General features: G+C 34.7%; 9 protein-coding genes. All 9 read right to left on the bottom strand.

Features of this window, described 5'->3' with window-relative positions:
- Positions 1 to 288: 288 nt before the first annotated feature.
- The 9 genes from J3495_RS02325 to J3495_RS02365 all read right to left on the bottom strand — a co-directional run bounded on the left by J3495_RS02325 (position 289) and on the right by J3495_RS02365 (position 17,727).
- The gene (locus J3495_RS02325; RefSeq protein ID WP_210664949.1) at positions 289 to 2,730 is read right to left on the bottom strand and encodes a Calx-beta domain-containing protein; all 2,442 of its coding nucleotides are present in this window, start codon (positions 2,728 to 2,730) and stop codon (positions 289 to 291) included.
- 26 nt (positions 2,731 to 2,756) lie between these two features.
- The gene (locus tag J3495_RS02330) at positions 2,757 to 4,559 is read right to left on the bottom strand and encodes an OmpA family protein (protein WP_210664950.1); all 1,803 of its coding nucleotides are present in this window, start codon (positions 4,557 to 4,559) and stop codon (positions 2,757 to 2,759) included.
- A 13-nt stretch (positions 4,560 to 4,572) separates the two neighbouring features.
- Positions 4,573 to 5,484 carry a PorP/SprF family type IX secretion system membrane protein gene (locus tag J3495_RS02335; protein ID WP_210664951.1) on the bottom strand — a complete coding sequence of 304 codons (912 nt, stop codon included), beginning with the start codon at positions 5,482 to 5,484 and terminating at the stop codon, positions 4,573 to 4,575.
- 152 nt (positions 5,485 to 5,636) lie between these two features.
- The gene (locus J3495_RS02340; protein WP_210664952.1) at positions 5,637 to 6,188 is read right to left on the bottom strand and encodes a gliding motility-associated C-terminal domain-containing protein; all 552 of its coding nucleotides are present in this window, start codon (positions 6,186 to 6,188) and stop codon (positions 5,637 to 5,639) included.
- 129 nt (positions 6,189 to 6,317) lie between these two features.
- A complete protein-coding gene (locus J3495_RS02345) occupies positions 6,318 to 9,377 on the bottom strand; it encodes a beta strand repeat-containing protein (protein WP_210664953.1) in 3,060 nt (1,019 codons plus the stop codon).
- Entirely contained in the window at positions 9,374 to 13,171 is a 3,798-nt protein-coding gene (locus J3495_RS02350) for a beta strand repeat-containing protein (RefSeq protein ID WP_210664954.1), read from the bottom strand. Before J3495_RS02350 ends, J3495_RS02345 begins: the two co-directional genes overlap by 4 nt.
- 799 nt (positions 13,172 to 13,970) lie before the next feature.
- Positions 13,971 to 14,597, bottom strand: coding sequence for a LuxR C-terminal-related transcriptional regulator (locus tag J3495_RS02355; RefSeq protein WP_210664955.1), 627 nt, complete (start codon positions 14,595 to 14,597; stop codon positions 13,971 to 13,973).
- Between the two features lie 470 nt (positions 14,598 to 15,067).
- A complete protein-coding gene (locus tag J3495_RS02360; protein ID WP_210664956.1) occupies positions 15,068 to 16,168 on the bottom strand; it encodes a sulfatase-like hydrolase/transferase in 1,101 nt (366 codons plus the stop codon).
- Positions 16,169 to 16,494: 326 nt separating this feature from the next.
- Positions 16,495 to 17,727: a hypothetical protein gene (locus J3495_RS02365; RefSeq protein WP_210664957.1), complete on the bottom strand. Its 1,233-nt coding sequence runs from the start codon at positions 17,725 to 17,727 to the stop codon at positions 16,495 to 16,497.
- Between the last annotated feature and the right edge of the window lie 3 nt (positions 17,728 to 17,730).

Below are 17,730 nucleotides of genomic sequence, written 5' to 3' on the forward strand. Positions count from 1 at the left end.
CTTTTTCTATTAAGTATCCTCAAAAAATCATACGCTACAAAATATTTAATGGCAGAAAAAAATTAAGGTTTGAAAAAACTTTATTTATATCTACAAAATGGGCAAAAAAAACTACTTAATAACAAGTAATTTCGTAGATGATATTTTCAATAGAAAAATTCAATAACAAAAAAGATGTGTTCTAAAAATTATTATTTTAAAACAACTAATAAGAAAAAAGACAAGCATCTCATCTCCATTGAGACACTTGCCTTTTTACAAAAATCATGGTTTGATTTTATAGAATACTTATTTATTGAACAATACTGTCGCCATCGCTTTGTCTTGTTTTTGAGAAATGTTAATAATACCTGCTGTTGATAAACTATCAACCCCTGTTAGTTTTAAGGCAATGTTCTTGTCGCCTTTTTGTTCTACGTCTGGAATAACAAGTACCTGAATATCGGCTTCCATATTGTCACAGTTTCCGGCAATAACTAGATCGTGGCTATTTAAAATCACAAAATCTTTATTTAGTACTGCTGTAGTATTGGTTGCATCAACATCAAATTTAACTCGAATGTCCGAGCCAGAGCAATTCACTAGCTGCTTACCGTCACTTACTTTAGTAAAAAATACTTTGAACATGGCTACTGGCAAAACACTAGACTCGTTTCTATTAGATAATTTTGAAATTTGTAATTCAGCAGCCTGATCTTTTATTTTTTGGATATGAGAAATCGTTCTAGCACCTCCTAGGAATTCTACCATCGACTCTACACTATTTGATTCTACTCCTGTCAAAACTAGTTGAACAGATTCGACATCTTCAAATAAATTATCATCTTTAGTTTTTACTGATAATTTTGCAGAAGATTGATCTACAGGTATTTTTAATACAGTTTTAGTATCTCCAAAAAAGTCCTGACCTTCAGTTGCCGATCCATTTCCAAACATATAATTAAGCTGTAAAGCTTTTGAAGTTTTGTTCACCAAAGGCTTTCCATCTTGACTAAATAAACCCAATTCATAACTTAAAGATCCTTTCTCCTCTGCATCCGAACCTCCTACAAAACGAACTACGGCTGCTTGATTGATGATATTTATTTTAGCTTCTTCTTTGGCTATGTAGGTATATTCTGGTGAAGATAATTTCACATTAAAATACTCCGAATCCTCAAAATAAGAATCGCTTTTAATTGGAATCTCAATCGTCTTTTCAATCAAAGAGCCAGTTGCAAAATCAGATGGTAGAAACGATAAAACTCCTTCCGATGGCAAATAATCTTCTCCTGAAGCGGTTCCGTCTGAAAGACATTTATAACTTATCTTAACAGGCATTCTCACTCCGTCTTTACGTAGGAAACCAGACAATATTACTCGTACACTTGCTGTCATAATACCATTTAATGGCTCCGACACAGAAATATCATTAATCGTTGCTCCTTGACTTATTTTGGTTATTCTACCTCCAATATTTGTACCTGTTCCTAAAGCAATCATCTCTCCTGTTGGCAAGATGATTAAGGAAGCATAATGTCCTTCTTTACTACCTTTTACATAATTTTTATCAAATACAAGATTTCCTTTAGTATCAAATTTTACAATACTAAAATCTTTTGCTGTTGTCGCATAAATATCGTTATCCTCAGACACATACAATTCTTTTAAGGCATGAGCTATTTTTTTTTCAAAAATAAGTTTACCATTTTGTTTAGTTTTTATCACTACACCTTGCCCTTCTTTCCCTCCAATAGCAACAATATTGGTGTCTTCACCTCTTTTTATTGATGTTAATGGTGTGTCTGTTTCCTGATTGAAAACCATAGTACCATCGAATCGCAATCCTAACATACGCCCTCGATCAAATTCTTCTGCCGATGCATATATGTAGCCAGAAGGATCTACCTCTAGAGCAGTAAAAATACCATCTACATTACTATAGGTTTTGTCAAAAATAACTTGACCATCCATCCGAATACGTGTTATTCTTGGAGAATTCCCTGAACCGTATCCACCACCACCGATAGCTAACAAACTCTCATCTTCTAAGAGTTTAAACTCTTTATAAACTCCTCCGGCAATAGGCGAAATCTGATGAAAAATTTCAACTCCTGAGGTATCTAATTTTAGTAAAACACCTGATCCATTGCTATTATCTACTGAGCTCCCCATCGAAAGAATATTATTGTTCTCATCTATGATTAGACCGTGAAGTACTGTACTATTGTCAAAAAATTTATCGAAGATAATTTTTCCTTCCAAAGTAAATTTTACAATTCGCCCCTGTTGCAAAATGCCTCCGGACACCCCAACTGCTATAAAGTTACCTTCTAAATCTTCTTTGACTGTGGTGAAATAACCTCCATCATTTTCTCCAAAAACTTTATCAAAAACAGGTGTTCCTTTAGAATCAAAAAGAGAAATTCTTCCGGCACCTACATTTAATGTTCCTCCACCAACTGCCAAAAAGGAACCCTTTTTAGTAACAACAATATCACGATAGGAATCTATTCCACGATTTACTATGGTTCGTTCAAAGAGCACTTTTCCGTCTTCCGATAATTTAGTTATATACGCTTTTGAGCTACCTCCACCTGCAATGATCAGATCACCTGATTCTAGAGGAACTACTTTATTTACGGTACTATTTCCTTCGCTTAAATTCTTATTAAAAACTACGGGCATCTCCTGAGCATAAGTGGCAAAGCAGCCAATCATAATCAATAATTGTGTAAATTTTTTTATCATGTTAAAGGATTTATTTGTTTAATTTATTATTTTAAAGTAATAACAGTTCTCCTGTTCTCTCTTGAAATTTGTTCAATTTCATTTTCTGACATTCCGGGTTGAATGCGTCTCAAAGGATTATTATCCCCATTGTATCGAAGAATGAATGATTCACTAGGAATCCCTTTTGCCATCAAGTAATTTCGAACAACTTCTGCTCTTCTTTTGGATAACTCCAGATTATATAATTCTGTTCCTACTGTATCTGTATTACCACTGAGGTCAATTACTGCTTTTTTATTTAAAGTCCACAATTGATAAATATTATCCAAAATAAATAATTCCTCTGTCTTCAAAGTTGCCTTATTAAAATCAAAATGTACTAATTTGTATATTTCTTCATCTGGAAGAGCAACCAGTTCTTCAACAACTTTCGATCCTACACCAGAACCACCAATAGGTCCAGCTTTAACAGTTTTATTAAAGGCATCCATAATTGAAAGCATCGGATCAGGAGATTCGACTATATAAACACATTTGTTTGTCAGATTATCCTCTTCGCTGTTTTTTCGATCAGAAGAAAAATAATATTTCTTATTGATTACATCATAAACAGGGTTCGAATCATCAAAATGAGTATTGATTGGGTATGGAAAATGAAATATTGTTGCATCTGCTTCTTTTAAGTTCGTAACAAAAATATCCTGACCTCCATATCCTTTGTGACCATTAGATGAAAAATGCAAGCTGTTTCCTTCTACATAAGGAAATAATTCATCTCCATTAGTATTGATTTTTGGCCCTAAGTTTACTGGCTTACCAAAATTCTTCCGCTTTTTATCATAATCTACATAATAAATATCCACTCCTCCATATCCTCCCGGCATATCCGAGGCAAAATATAAACGGCTTCCATCTTCTGAAATACTTGGATGCAAAAAAGAATATTTATTAGATTTTGGACAGAAATTTTTTGAAATTATTACCGGTCGAGACCATTTGTCACTCCCTTCTTTTCTGTTTTCTACATACAATTGCAAATTGTTAATCTCTCCAAAAGGCTTATCGCCTATCTTAGAGGAGCGCAATTTGTTTAGCGTAAAAATAACTGAGTTACCATTGTTATAAAAAGAAACTGGCCCAGCCTGAAAAATAGTTCTTAATTCTGAGAAAGGAACGATTTCTCCAGTGCTTGTAAATCGATACAACTTTGAATTAGTACTTAACGATTTTAATCTGAATTTGTCTACCTCATTTGCCAGAAAAACAATTCCGCCTTGGTAAGGAGCTACTCCATACACGTAACTACCATCGACTATAGATCCAAATTCGAATTTACTAACTATCAATCCTGTATTTCTAGCCTGATCGCCATAATACTGATAGTATTCTAATAAAGATTTCTCTAAATTATTAAAACGTACATTTCCTCGCATATTCTTATGATAATATTTTACCACTTCAACACCTCTGGAAATTGATCCGTTTCGTTTTAATAAATCCAGATATAGACACACATCATTTGGTGTGAATCCACGATTATGCTCATTATGCAAACTATTGTATAATTCTAAACTCTTGGCATACTCATTAATATCATTGTATACCCTTGCCAGTAAAAGGGCTGACTCTCCTACTTCATATTTTGAAGAAGATTCACTGACTATCGAATAATTAAGTATTTTTATTGCACGTTCATAATTTTTTAGTTCGAAAGCTCTCAGAGCCCTTTTATAGGAAGATCCTAATTTTCCTGGCGGCACTTTTTTGAAATCCGCTTTTAAATCAGACGAAAAAGTCAATTGTGTAAAAGCGAGTAAGGCTAAAAATAATATATTTTTTCTTTTCATTTTTATATAGTTTTTAAAAGTATGACGGTCTTACAATTTTTTCTCTATTACTAAATCGGTAACTTAATGAAAACTCATGTGAGCCTGAATTTATCCTGTTTAATTTTCCTATTTGTCCATAATCATAGGAATAACTAAACTTTAACCCCGGGGTTAACTGAAATTGTGTTAAAAACAATATTGATTCATCTTGGCGCCAACCAGCTCCTATCCAAAAAAAATCATGTATCAAAAAATTAGCTTGTGCTTCTGCCTGAATGTCAAAATTTCCTTTCTTTAATAAAACAGACGGCCTAAATTTTAAATCTCCACTAAGATCAAATAAATAACCTGTGTAGAAATACATTACTTTCTCACTATCCAACTTAAAATCATTATTAGATGACACATCTATTTTTGAAAATGATGGTATCGAGAATCCTGCAAAAAAACGATCTGAAAAATAATTAATACCAAAACCTATATCGCCTCTTGTAAAATTTCTTGGCTCGTTAAATCGGGGATCATTATCTACATTGTTAAGCAAATTATTATCTTCCTTAAATACCCCAATTCCCGTTGTAAAACCTAACGCCAGAAAGGAATTGTCTCCTAGTCTAACATTTTGTGACAGTAATACATTTATTTTTGTATCGCTGTCAACACCAATTTCGTCGCGAGAAACAATAGCGCCTAAACTAGTCTTTCCACCTCCTACTGGAGTATAAAAACTTACTACTCCTGTTTTAGGTGCACCTGGTACTCCAACCCATTGGTACCGATACATTACATTTACACTAGAATATTCATCCATAGACATAAATGCGGGATTAATTAGAGAACTGTTGTAGATGTATTGTGAATATAAAGGAGACTGCTGAGCATTTACACCTACGCTAAATAATCCTATTAAAAACAAAATTTTTGATTTTTTAAGAATTTTCATGTTATTTTTTTTATTATGAATAATTTTATTTTTTATCTAATTCTCTTATTTAAGTACATGTTTTGAAAGAGAGAATTTGAAAATTTTTGTGTGGAAATGAATTACTGACAGTGTAAGGATTTAAGACCTTACACCACCAGTAATCTATTTTTTTATCTTTTTAGAACTAAAAATCCTTTGTATTGATGTTCAACTTGTTTACGAACAATTGTGATGAAATAGAAATAGGTTCCGTTTTCTAAATCTTTACCTCTAAATTGTCCATCAAAGATTGTAGATTGATTATCATAACCTCTTACTTTGAAAACTTCTACTCCCCAACGATCAACAATAGTAACGGTGTTATCTTTATATTTCTCTATATTTCCAATAGCGAAGTAGTCATTTATTCCGTCTCCATTTGCCGAAACAGCATCTGCAACTTCTATCAAATCATTTTTGACGATAACCTTACCTGGTTCCAAAGTGAATTCATAAGAAGGTAGTTCGTTTTCACGTGTCTCAAAAATTACGTCATTCACGTTACCTTTTATTTCTATGCTCTCATTGTTCTTTCTTTTGCTTCCAACTTTTACTTCAAACTCAGCTGAATTTTGACCCGCTGGAATGATCACAAATTTGCTCATACTTAAGTCGCTGTAAGAACTAAATACGTTATCTAGATTTACATAAATATCTTCAGTAGCCGTTATTCCACTAGGCAAACTGGCTGTTAAAATTACAGATTCTTCATCTAGGTAAGCTGTCCCTGAAGAAATACTTATGATTCTATTGTTTGCATCTTCTCGCTCTAAGTCTATGATAGCTATCGAAGCTTTATTCGCAAAAATATCCTAGGTAAAACCTGTTGTAGCTGCTCCTTCAAGTTCTACTGTCTCATCCGACTCTAAAACACGATCTGTTAATGCTCTTACAGGAATAGTAACCGAATTGGATCCTGCTGGAATAGTTGCCGTTCCTGTTAAAGTGGAATAATCCACACCGTCATCCGTTGTCCCTCCAATATTATAATTAACTACCTGCGCAACTCCTGTAGTTATTCCTGAAGGCAAACTAATTACCAAATTGGTACTTGAACCTTCGCTAATACTACTAATCTCTGGTAAAATACTTAGCACTTTATTTGCTGGATTATTTCCTGTTTCATCCGTAATGGTAATTGTTGAAACATTATTTGATCCCCAAGTAAATCCATTAGTAGCAGCACCTGTTACAACAATCGTTTCATCTGATTCAAGAACCAAATCATTCAAAGTAGTAACATCCAGATTAACTGAATTTGCTCCTGCAGGAATTGTTACTTTACCCGTTAAACTTCCAAAATCTGAATCTTTTGAGGCTGTACCTCCTATTGCATAATTTACAATGAGACTATTGTCTGTCGTTATTCCATTTGGTAAGCTTATTATTAATGAAGTACTATTTCCCTCAGAAACATTCATTGTAGCTGGTAAAATACTCAATACTTTATTAGCTGGATTGTTGCCTGTTTCATCTGTAATAGTGACAGTCGCAACATTTCTCACACCCCAAGTAAAACTAGATGTCTCTGCACCTGTAAATACTATGGTTTCTGGAGATTCAATTGCACCGTCATTCAAAGCCTCAACAGGAATGGTGAAAGAACCAGAACCAGCTGGAATTATTACCGTACCAGTTAAAGGTCTAAAATCTGATATTCCTGCTGTACCACTTAATGTGTAATTTACATTCAGATCTTGAGCTGTCGTGATTCCTGTTGGTAAACTTACTGTCAAATTAGTAGTAGCACCTTCAGCTACGGTAGCTGTAGTGGGAATAATACTCAATACTTTATTTGCTGGATTGTTTCCTGTAGCATCTGTAATAGTTACAATAGCAGTATTTGCAGCAACATTCCACGTAAAGCTTGGAGTAGTTCCTCCAGTTAGAATTACGGTTTCATCAGTCTCTATGACACCATCTGCTAAAGTTGATATACTAATTGTTGCTGAATTTTGACCTGCTCCAATAGTTACAGTTCCGTTCAACAACCTATAATCTGAAGCGCTCAGAGCTGTTCCCGATATTGTATAATTAACAGCTAAGGCAACTGCCGTACTTACTCCTGTTGGCAAACTTACGGTAATTGTACTGAGACCACCTTCGAGTACACTTGTTGTTATAGGAGAGAAACTCAAAACCTTATTAGCAGGATCATCTACATTTTTAATTGTCACTGTAGAAGTATTAACAGATGGGTTCCATGTAAATCCTGAAGTAATAGCACCCGTTACTACAATAGTTTCATCAGATTCAATTGCTGAATCAGTTAAAGCCGCTACGTTTATTGTAGCAGAACTAGAACCTGCGGGAATCGTTACAGAACCTGTCAAGGCAGTAAAATCAGTTCCACTTGTAGCAGTACCAGAAACTGTATAATTTACAATCAATGGATTAGCTGTTATAATACTATTTGGTAAACTCACTGTCAAAGTAGTAGCCATACCCTCGTCCACATTAACCGTATCTGGTGTAATAGTCAACACCTTATTAGCAGGATTATTTCCTGTAGCATCATTTATTGTTACTGTAGAAACATTATTTATACCCCAAGTATATCCATTGGTGGTAGCTCCAGTTAATACTACCGTTTCGTTTGATTCCAGAATGTTATCCGTTAAACCTGATACATTAAGCGTAGCCGAATTTTGACCAGCTGCAATGGTTACAGTTCCGCTCAATGCTGCATAATCTGTAGTACCAGTTGCTGTTCCCGAAACCGTGTAATTTACTAATAATAAACTTGATACTGTAATTCCTGTTGGCAAACTGACCGTCAAATTAGTACTAGTACCTTCGACTACATTTGTTGTAGTTGGCAAAATACTTAGTACTTTATTGGCAGGATTATTTCCTGTAGCATCCGTAAGCGTTACCGTTGCACTATTAGCAGAAGCATTCCATGTAAATCCTGGAGTAACTCCTTCTGTTAAAATTACAGTTTCGTCTGATTCAATAACACCATCTGTTAAAGCAGAAACATTAATGGTTCCAGAATTTTGCCCTGCTCCAATAGTTACCGTTCCACTCAATGCTGTATAATCGGACCCACTTGTAGCGGTTCCTGAAACTGTATAATTGACAACAACAGCAGTAGCAGTAGTAATACCTGTTGGTAGACTTACTGTTATCAAACTACTACTTCCTTCAGCAGTACTTATGGTTATTGGAGAAAAACTCAATACCTTACTAGCTGGGTCGTCTACATTCGTAATTGTTACTGTTGAAATGTTGTTAGTCGGACTCCATGTAAATCCGGCTGTTGTAGCTCCTGTAACCACAAGTGTTTCATCAGATTCGATTGCCGAATCACTTAAAGCAGCAATCGTTATTGTAGCCGAACCAGAACCAGCAGGAATTGTTACACTTCCCGTTAAAGCAGTATAATCTGTAGCGCTTGTAGCTGTTCCTGCAATGGTATAATTGACAATAAGGGCAGCAGCGGTAGTTACTCCCGTTGGCAAACTTACCGTTAAGTCGGTACTAGTACCTTCATCAGTACTCACTGATGTTGGATTTATGCTCAATACTCTGCTAGCAACACTAGTTACATCTGTTATTGTAACAGTAGAGCTACTGGCAGATGGGCTCCAAGTAAAACCAGCTGTTGTAGCTCCTGTTACAGTAACCGTTTCACTTGACTCTATAATGCTATCGCTTGAAGATGAAACATTAATAGTAGCTGATCCTTGTCCTGCTGGAATTGTTACACTTCCTGTTAAGGCAGTATAATCGGTATCACTTGTAGCAGTGCCTCCTATAGTATAATTAACTAGCAATGCATTAGCAGTAGTTACCCCTGTTGGTAAACTCACAGTTAAAGCAGTATTACTTCCCTCTGCAACGTTTACTGTTGTTGGTGTAATACTCAATACTTTTTATTAGCTGCACTAGTTACATCAGTTATTGTTACTGTGGATGAACTCGCTGAAGGACTCCAAGTAAAACCAGATGTTGTACCGCCTGTAACTACAACTGTCTCGTCAGATTCTATAATTCCGTCGGTTAAGGCTGATACATTAATTGTGGCAGACCCTTGTCCAACAGGAATGGTTACACTTCCTGACAATGCGGTATAATCTGTAGCACTAGTTGCTGTTCCTGAAACTATATAATTAACAACAATTGAAGTAGCAGTAGTAATACCAGTTGGTAAACTTACCGTTAAAACAGTAGCTGTTCCTTCAGCTGTACTTACCGTTGCTGGCGTGATACTTAATACTTTATTCGCTGCATTAGTTACATCTGTTATTGTGATTGTTGCAATATTTGCAGATGGATTCCATGTAAATCCTGCTGTTGTTGCACCTGTAATTATTACTGTTTCACTAGATTCAATTAAACTATCCGCTGAAGCTGCTAATGTTATAGTGGCAGAACCCTGCCCAGCTGGAATTGTTACACTTCCTGTCAAAGCCGTATAATCTGTACCACTAATAGCAGTTCCTGATACCGTATAATTAACAGCAAGAGCATTAGCTGTTGTTACTCCTGTTGGCAAACTAATGGTTAAAATAGTATTACTTCCTTCTGCAACATCTACAGTTGATGGTGTAATGCTTAATACCTTACTTGCTGGATCACTTACGTCTGTGATGGTTACAGTAGCGGTATTTGCTGAAACATTCCAAGTAAAACCTGTTAAAGGAGTAGCTGTAATTGTTCCACCAGTAAGAATTACTGTTTCGTTGGATTCTATTGCCCCATCTGTCAAAGCCGACATATTAATTGTAATCGAATTTTGTCCTGCTGGAATTGTTACACTTCCAGTCAAAGCAGTATAATCAGTTCCACTGGTAGCAGTACCTGTCACAGTATAATCTGCCGTAATCGGAGAAGTACTTGTTATTCCAGTTGGTAAACTTACTGTTAAAACTGTCGTTGTTCCTTCTGCTGTACTTACAGTAGTTGGGCTAAAACTTAATGTTTTGTTTGCTGGACTTGTTACATCGGTAATTGTGACTGTTGAATTACTTGCAGAAGCATTCCATGTAAATCCTGACGTCGTACCACCTGTTAATATTACCGTTTCATCTGGTTCTATTGAGATATCGCTTAAACTAGCAACCGTAATAGTGGTAGAACCTGATCCTGCGGGTATAATTACCGTACCGCTCAAAGCGTTATAGTCTGTAGCGCTTGTCGCCGTTCCTGATATCGTATAACTTACAGTTAGCGGACTTGCTACAATGACCCCTGTAGGCAAACTAATTGTTAAAGTTGTGCTGCCTCCTTCTACAATGCTTACTGTTGCAGGTGTTATACTCAACACTTTACTTGCTGCATTACTTACATCTGTAATAGTTACTGTAGCTACATCGCTGCTTCCCCAAGTATAACCAGCAGTTGTACCTCCTGTTACAATTACCGTTTCGTTTGCCTCTATCAAACTATCCGTTAGAGCAGCTACTGTTATCGTCGCTGAACCGGAACCAGCTGGAATCGTTACGGATCCTGTTAAAGCGGTATAGTCTGTAACACTTGTAGCCGTTCCTGATACTGTATAACTCACCACAAGCGGACTTGCAACAGTTATACCTGTAGGCAGACTTACTGTTAAAGTAGTAGGACTTCCCTCGGCAACACTTACCGCAGTAGGGGTAATATTTAGTATCTTACTTGCTGCACTCGTGACATCCGTAATGGTAATTGTACTTGTATTTGCTGAGCTACTCCATGTAAATCCAGTTAAAGGGCTTCCTGTTATAGCTCCTCCTGTCAAGATAATCGTCTCATTCGGTTCTATAATACTATCGGTCAAAGGTGTTACAGCTATTGATACAGAATTTTGTCCTGCAACTATAGTACCTGTACCACTTAAAGCAGTAAAATCACTGCCGCTACTTGCCGTACCACTAACTGCATAATTGAATGTAATATCATTCACTGCCGTAATACCTGATGGTAAACTTACTACAACCGAAGTAGCTGTACCTTCTGGTGTGCTGATGGTTGTGGGTACAAAACTTAAAAACTTATCTGATGCTGGATTTGCATCTGTTATGGTTACGGTAGTGGTTTTATTTGCTGCTACAGTAGTCCATTCTGAACCTTCTATAGATGTAACTGTCGTTCCTGTTAGAGTAATAGTTTCATTTGTTTCTAAAACATTATCAGACAATGCCGCCACATTTATATCTACTGAATTTTGACCTGCAGGAATTGTTACAGAACCAGAAAGTGTGGTGCAATCTGTACCATTTATACCTGTTCCTGTTATAGTGTAATCAGCAATTGTATTGGTGACCAAAGTGATCCCTGTAGGAAAGCCTACTTTGATAATTTGAGTTGAACCTTCAGCAACAGTTGCAGTAGCTGGAGTAATACTCAATGCGATAGTGGCTGGATTAGTATTGGTTGCCAATGTAAAAAAATCTCCAGTATTGAAGTTAATATCACATGCCAAATAAGCTATTGAACCTACAGTATAAGTAGTCAGAGGAATGTATTCGTCTCCTGCATCAAAAGTTGGATTGGTTGAACGAACCAAATAAACTTTTCCACTAGCTCCTATTGTCGAAGGAACTGCAAATTTAACGATCCCTACATTTCCTGTTTCCTGAATTTTCCAAATTCTTGTGTAGCGAGTGTCTACTCCATGACCATTAGTCGTAGGAGTACTAAAAGTAGCCGCTGCACCATCATCTCCCCAAACCATAAAGTTTTTATCCGATCCAAAAGCAGCAGTATTACCTGCATTGGTCGGTTCTATGGTTGTCAAACCTATCGTTACCTGAAAACCTGTGTTTACAGATTGACTTTCTTTTTGGTTTAGACTACTTAAATCGTCTCTACCAATACCTGCTATATTTTTTCCGTACGCAGCATTAGCAGTCGCATTCCATATAATACCAGAACCAGAATCTAAATAATTCTGTGCTACTGTTTGATCTAAACTTACTCCATATTTTATTCCCAGATAAGAGTTCACGCGTTGTTTCTCAGCAAGCGTCAACTCTCTTTCATAGGCAATAACCTCTTGCATAAGACCATTAAATTCTTCTGGCTGTGACCCTAATATAGCACCTTGTGCTGTTTGTATAAAATCAGGATTAGGAGTTGTTGACGCATTTTTACCATCAAGAGATAATATTCCGGAACCTGTAACATTATAGCGCCAAGAAAACCCTTGTATGTGAGTTTTTCCTGCGGTCATTGGGATACTAGGAGCATTAGGCCAATCTCCATCATACCAATAAGGATTCCCCCCAGTTGCACCCATAACTGGAGTATTTGCAGTTCCTGGAGCTGCTAATGTGGTTGAACCTCCAAATCCAAAAGTATCTTGAGCACCTGCCACACTTGTTTTATTAAGAACTACATGAAGGGTTCCGTTAAGATTATCAGCCGTAAAGGGAGCATTTGTTACTACTCTACTTCGCAAAAATTTATTTGTAACAAAATTAATAGCGGGATGAAAATTATAAACTGCTGCTGCTGCTGTAAGTGTAGGTTGAGCAGTAGCATTTGTTTGATCAAAATTATTAGGGGTAGCAATTCCTGATTGATCTGCCCAATTGCTTACATTGGTTCCCGAGGTTGTAATACCCACTTCTGGTTTTAGCCAAATACGTAAATTAGCACTTACACCTCCGGGAGCCGTTTGGGAAAATCCCGCCATGCTACATTGTAGCAAGAATATGATAATTCGTAATTTTAATTTCATATTTATTGGTTTTTAAAATTTAATGATTAGTAATTATTTTGTTATGCTTTCTTAGCTATAAAATTTAGATATTGCCTTATCTCAACTTCTTGTCTTATTAATTGTTTATCAATTTTTGTCCTTAATATTATAATGCTCAAATCCCAAAACAAAAAAGAGCTTTTAGCATTTTAAATTCAATTATATATAAGAAACAAATCAGAATAAAATCATAATTTTTATATGTGAACAAATTTCTCCTCTCCAATCATTCACAAATCAAAATAGTCAATATATTAAAGACATAACGATCATTTAAAGCAAAGGTAAATACAATAAAACCAATAGTTTGTAGAAAAAAAACAGTTTTTAGTAGAATTAATTCTACAAAAAACCGTTACTTTTTTCTTAAAAAAATGTAAGAAATATTTGGAGTGAAATTTTAAATTTTTATAATTGCAACTCGAATAACAGTAAAATAAGATTACGAGCTTTATTACCTTGCTTAAAAAAGCATGGCAAACACAATAGAGAAAAATCTAGAGAAAAAATCAGGAAGACTTATTGTAAAAAATTTATACCTATATATAAGAGAGAAAATATTCTTAGTTTGCTATTTGGTATCTTATAATCACAGCACGATAAAGCAAACTAACAAATTGGCCTAAAAGAATAAAGCCCAAGTACTTTAATTGCAATAAAAAAATTAGAAAAGTGAATTTTATATGACTCTAAAAAAGAAATTAGAATCATGACTTTACAAATTAGATCTAGGTAAAACGGGGATAATCGAGAAATAAGAAAGTTGTTTTGCTTCAAGTTAATAAATATTCATCTTAAAGACATCGATAAGTTCTACCAAAGTACGTATTTTAAGTTTCTCGTACATTCTATTCTTATACGTGCTTACTGTAGACATCTGAATATTTAATTTATTTGCAATTTCGAGATTGCCATTACCAATTACGAGTAATTCGGCAATTTCAAATTCTCTTTTTGACAAAACATCCAATGGGTTCATTTCTATTTTGTGCAGTGCTGCCTGAATTATTTTTTCGACAATTTCAGCCGAAATATAACTGCCGCCTTCTAAAATAGTTTTTACGGCCGTTACTATTATTTTTTCACAAGACAGTTTATTTAAATAGCCGTGAGCACCTAAAAGAATATATTTGTAAGCACTTCGCTGATCATACGTTGAAAAGATTAAAATTTTAATATTAGGTTGTATTACTTTTATTTCAGCGAGTATTTCTCTACTTTTTCCTCCGGAAATATTAATTTCTAAAATTAAGAGGTCAAAAGTTTCTTGCTTTAAAAGCGTAATTGTTTCACAGAAACTTTCTGCATTTGAAATATTAACATCTTCGATCTGGTCTTTAAGAACCATACCAACCCCAATCCTTACAACCAGATGATCATCGACTATTAAAATTTTAAATGCCATTTGTTAAGCTTATTTAAATTACTTAGTATTGAAAAAATTCCTTACATACTTTTAAAAATCAAAAGAAAATCATGCTTTAAAATTCTTCTAATATTCTAACAAAAAACAAATTATTTTACTTGAGGATAAAACAAAAAACCAATATTAATATTTAACATATAATGCTAAAGTACAAATTAAATGTTAAGACATCTTACAAAATAAAAAAAAATTAACATTATATCGTTGATACACAGATATTAATAGCTAAAAATAAATAATATTTCTTACAATTATTGTAATTTTAATAAAATAAAAGTGGGTAATACAATATTGTCTTACTAAAATGGGATTGCTCTTCTGTAATAATAATGAGTTAATTTTTGTACCAAATTACATTTGTGCATTCATAGACAACGAAAAAGCCATAGTAAATTCTTTAAAAAAGATAATAAAATTATAATATAATCATATTTTAGACTTTATTTTAATTATTTTTCAAGAATTTGGAGAGGTGGGCCTTTCATCTCTGGATCTTTTGCTTTAGGATCAAATAAATGTAATACCGTTGGCGCAATTTGATTACTAAAAATCTGTTCACTAGAAATTACTTCTCCCTTTGGTTGAATACCGTTTCCAAAAATCACTAACCAAACCTGATCTGCACCGGCAATTTTTGAGCCATGGCTCTTCCACTCATCCAATGGATCTGTGCCACGGCCATGATCTGTCGATACAATAAAAATAGTGTTGTCTTTGTAAAAAGAATCTTTTTGGGTAAAATTCCATAATTCCTGAATCAGGCCATCGCTGGCATTCGCCGATTTTAGGTAGGCCTGATAATTGCCATCATGAGCAAAATCATCTGTTTCTCCCAAAGAAATATACACCAATTCGGGATGTTCTTTTTTCATGTATTCCAGCGCGTAATTTGAAGTAAAAGCATCAAATCGAACAGAGTCCCAAGGCGAAGGAACCTTAGTTTGCATTTCGTTTAAAAACATCTCTCGAGGAGAAAGTTCACCTTCCTTTGCGGCTTCAAAACCTGCATTTACAGGTATTCCCGAGCGTTCTTCGTTGATGATAAAAGGAAAAACATCCCAACTTCCAAAAGCAGCTACTTTGCCCTTATATTTAGGAAGCTTATTGATTTTTTCTAAAATCGTTGTATTTGGATTATTAATTTTATCATTACTATTAATTCGGATATCATCAGCAGAACCTGTTAAAATCTCGTTGTAACCCGGATATGAAAACCACATAGAATTGGTCAAATTTACATTACTTCCTTGGTTTCTATTGCCGTGTAATTCTCCCATTTTACTCACTTCATTCCAAAAAAAAGGCATTAGCGCTACTCTTCTTTCTTCAGCGGTTTTTCTCCAAAACTTTTCTTTTAGACCAATTGTATCCTCTACGTATTTTTTATTTGCAATAAGTTTGTTGTCTGCACCGGTAAATAATTCTTGCCAGCGAAAACCATCCAAAGTAATTACGATAACTTTTGGATTCTTTAACTCTTTTTTTTGCTGGGCGATTGCACCAAAAAAGCTCATAAAACATAACGCTATTAGTACACTTGATTTTTTCATTTTATTTACTTTTAATCTTTAAATAATTGTATTTCTTCTTTTCAAACAAAGCTTCTGTTTTATAATTTTATAAAAAAGTTTTATTAAATTATAAAACAGGACAATTCCTCGCTATCAGCGATTTTTCATCACGTAAATATGTAAAAATATTAAACGTGAATCACCTTATTGGTTTTAAGAAATCTTTACCAAGCCTTTATCCTATCTTCAATTTAATGTTACCTTAAAAAAACAGAATTTTAATTGTGATCAAAATATCAAAAAGCGTTAAAGTATTTGTAAAACAACAAAAAACCGACTGATAGATAAAGGTCGGTTTTATTTTTTTAAAAAGTAACACGGGTCGATAACCTCCTGGCACCTGCTGAATTGGGATGAATTTCATCTCTCCAAAATTCTGATGCATTCAAAAGTCCACGGTAATCAATGATTCGGCACTGAAAACGATATCCATTATTAATAAAACGATTTTTAATCTGACACAGAAGCGCATAAAATCGGTCTAATAATCGAATAATAATATAACATCTTAAGATTTCGTCAGCAATTCCAAGGCGATCAAAAACTGGTTTTATCCAAGGTCCCAAAGGCAGATCGACACCCACAATTGATGGTCGTACTCCCAGTTTGAATAAAGGATAATCGTATGTATGCATATAAAATATTGTATTTGCTGTAACATGCGCATTTACAATACTTCCAAAACCAAGGTAATTACGCAAAATAGTATTAAAAATGGCATTGAGATTGACCGTATTAAAAAGCGTAGCATCAAAAGCATTGGTGTTTAAATATCTTTTATAAAGAATACATTTTTGATACAGAACATCGCCAGAAGGCAAACTTTTAAGCTCATTTAATTTTGACTGATCTGTAAAGAAACCCGAATTAAAAGAGGTAACTCCGGGGTTTAAAATTCTTCCAAGTTGAGGAAAAACATCATTTCCGCCTCCGCTAAAATAAATTCGATCAATACGATAACCGCTAATATACTGTACAAAATGAGTTTTATCTGCATACATCTGCGACGTTGTTTCACCAAATTTTGCCAAGTGAAGGCAGTTGAGATTAAGCCTTTGATTTCGATCTGTAATCGTATCATATAAATCCAAAACCCTTGGTACGGGATAATCTAACCAAGAATCTCCCTCAAAAATCACATTTAGCGTATTTGTATTTGAGGCATTTCTTCTAAACAAAAATGAATTGGTCAAAAAAGGCTGATGGAGCGATTCATCCTCACTTTCTGCCAGCGAAACACCTGTCAAGTTTAATTGTTTTAATGCTTTATGCGTCGCATCATTTGGACGAATGAGACCGCTAATCACGATTTTATTATTAGCTTGAAAATTCAGAATAGAGATAATAGTAACGTCTGTTTTATCATTTACAATACTACCATTAGCCTGCACAGGATAACCAAGTGTTCTCAAATAAGTCTGAATTTGCACGACATCTGATGCATTATTTACAGCATTCAGTCCAACGCTATTCGTTAATTCTGTTACTAAGCTCGGGATTTGATTTATGACTGGGGGATTGGCAATTAAATTTTCCATGAT

The sequence above is a fragment of the Flavobacterium geliluteum genome (genome assembly GCF_017948595.1).
In the GTDB taxonomy this organism is placed as follows: Bacteria; Bacteroidota; Bacteroidia; order Flavobacteriales; family Flavobacteriaceae; genus Flavobacterium; species Flavobacterium flavipigmentatum.

Bases quoted from the DNA above. Each gene is read 5' to 3' on its own strand.
- J3495_RS02325 (WP_210664949.1), bottom strand. From the start codon at position 2,730: ATGATAAAAAAATTTACACAATTATTGATTATGATTGGCTGCTTTGCC.
- J3495_RS02330 (WP_210664950.1), bottom strand. From the start codon at position 4,559: ATGAAAAGAAAAAATATATTATTTTTAGCCTTACTCGCTTTTACACAA.
- J3495_RS02335 (WP_210664951.1), bottom strand. From the start codon at position 5,484: ATGAAAATTCTTAAAAAATCAAAAATTTTGTTTTTAATAGGATTATTT.
- J3495_RS02350 (WP_210664954.1), bottom strand. From the start codon at position 13,171: ATGAAATTAAAATTACGAATTATCATATTCTTGCTACAATGTAGCATG.
- J3495_RS02355 (WP_210664955.1), bottom strand. From the start codon at position 14,597: ATGGCATTTAAAATTTTAATAGTCGATGATCATCTGGTTGTAAGGATT.
- J3495_RS02360 (WP_210664956.1), bottom strand. From the start codon at position 16,168: ATGAAAAAATCAAGTGTACTAATAGCGTTATGTTTTATGAGCTTTTTT.
- J3495_RS02365 (WP_210664957.1), bottom strand. From the start codon at position 17,727: ATGGAAAATTTAATTGCCAATCCCCCAGTCATAAATCAAATCCCGAGC.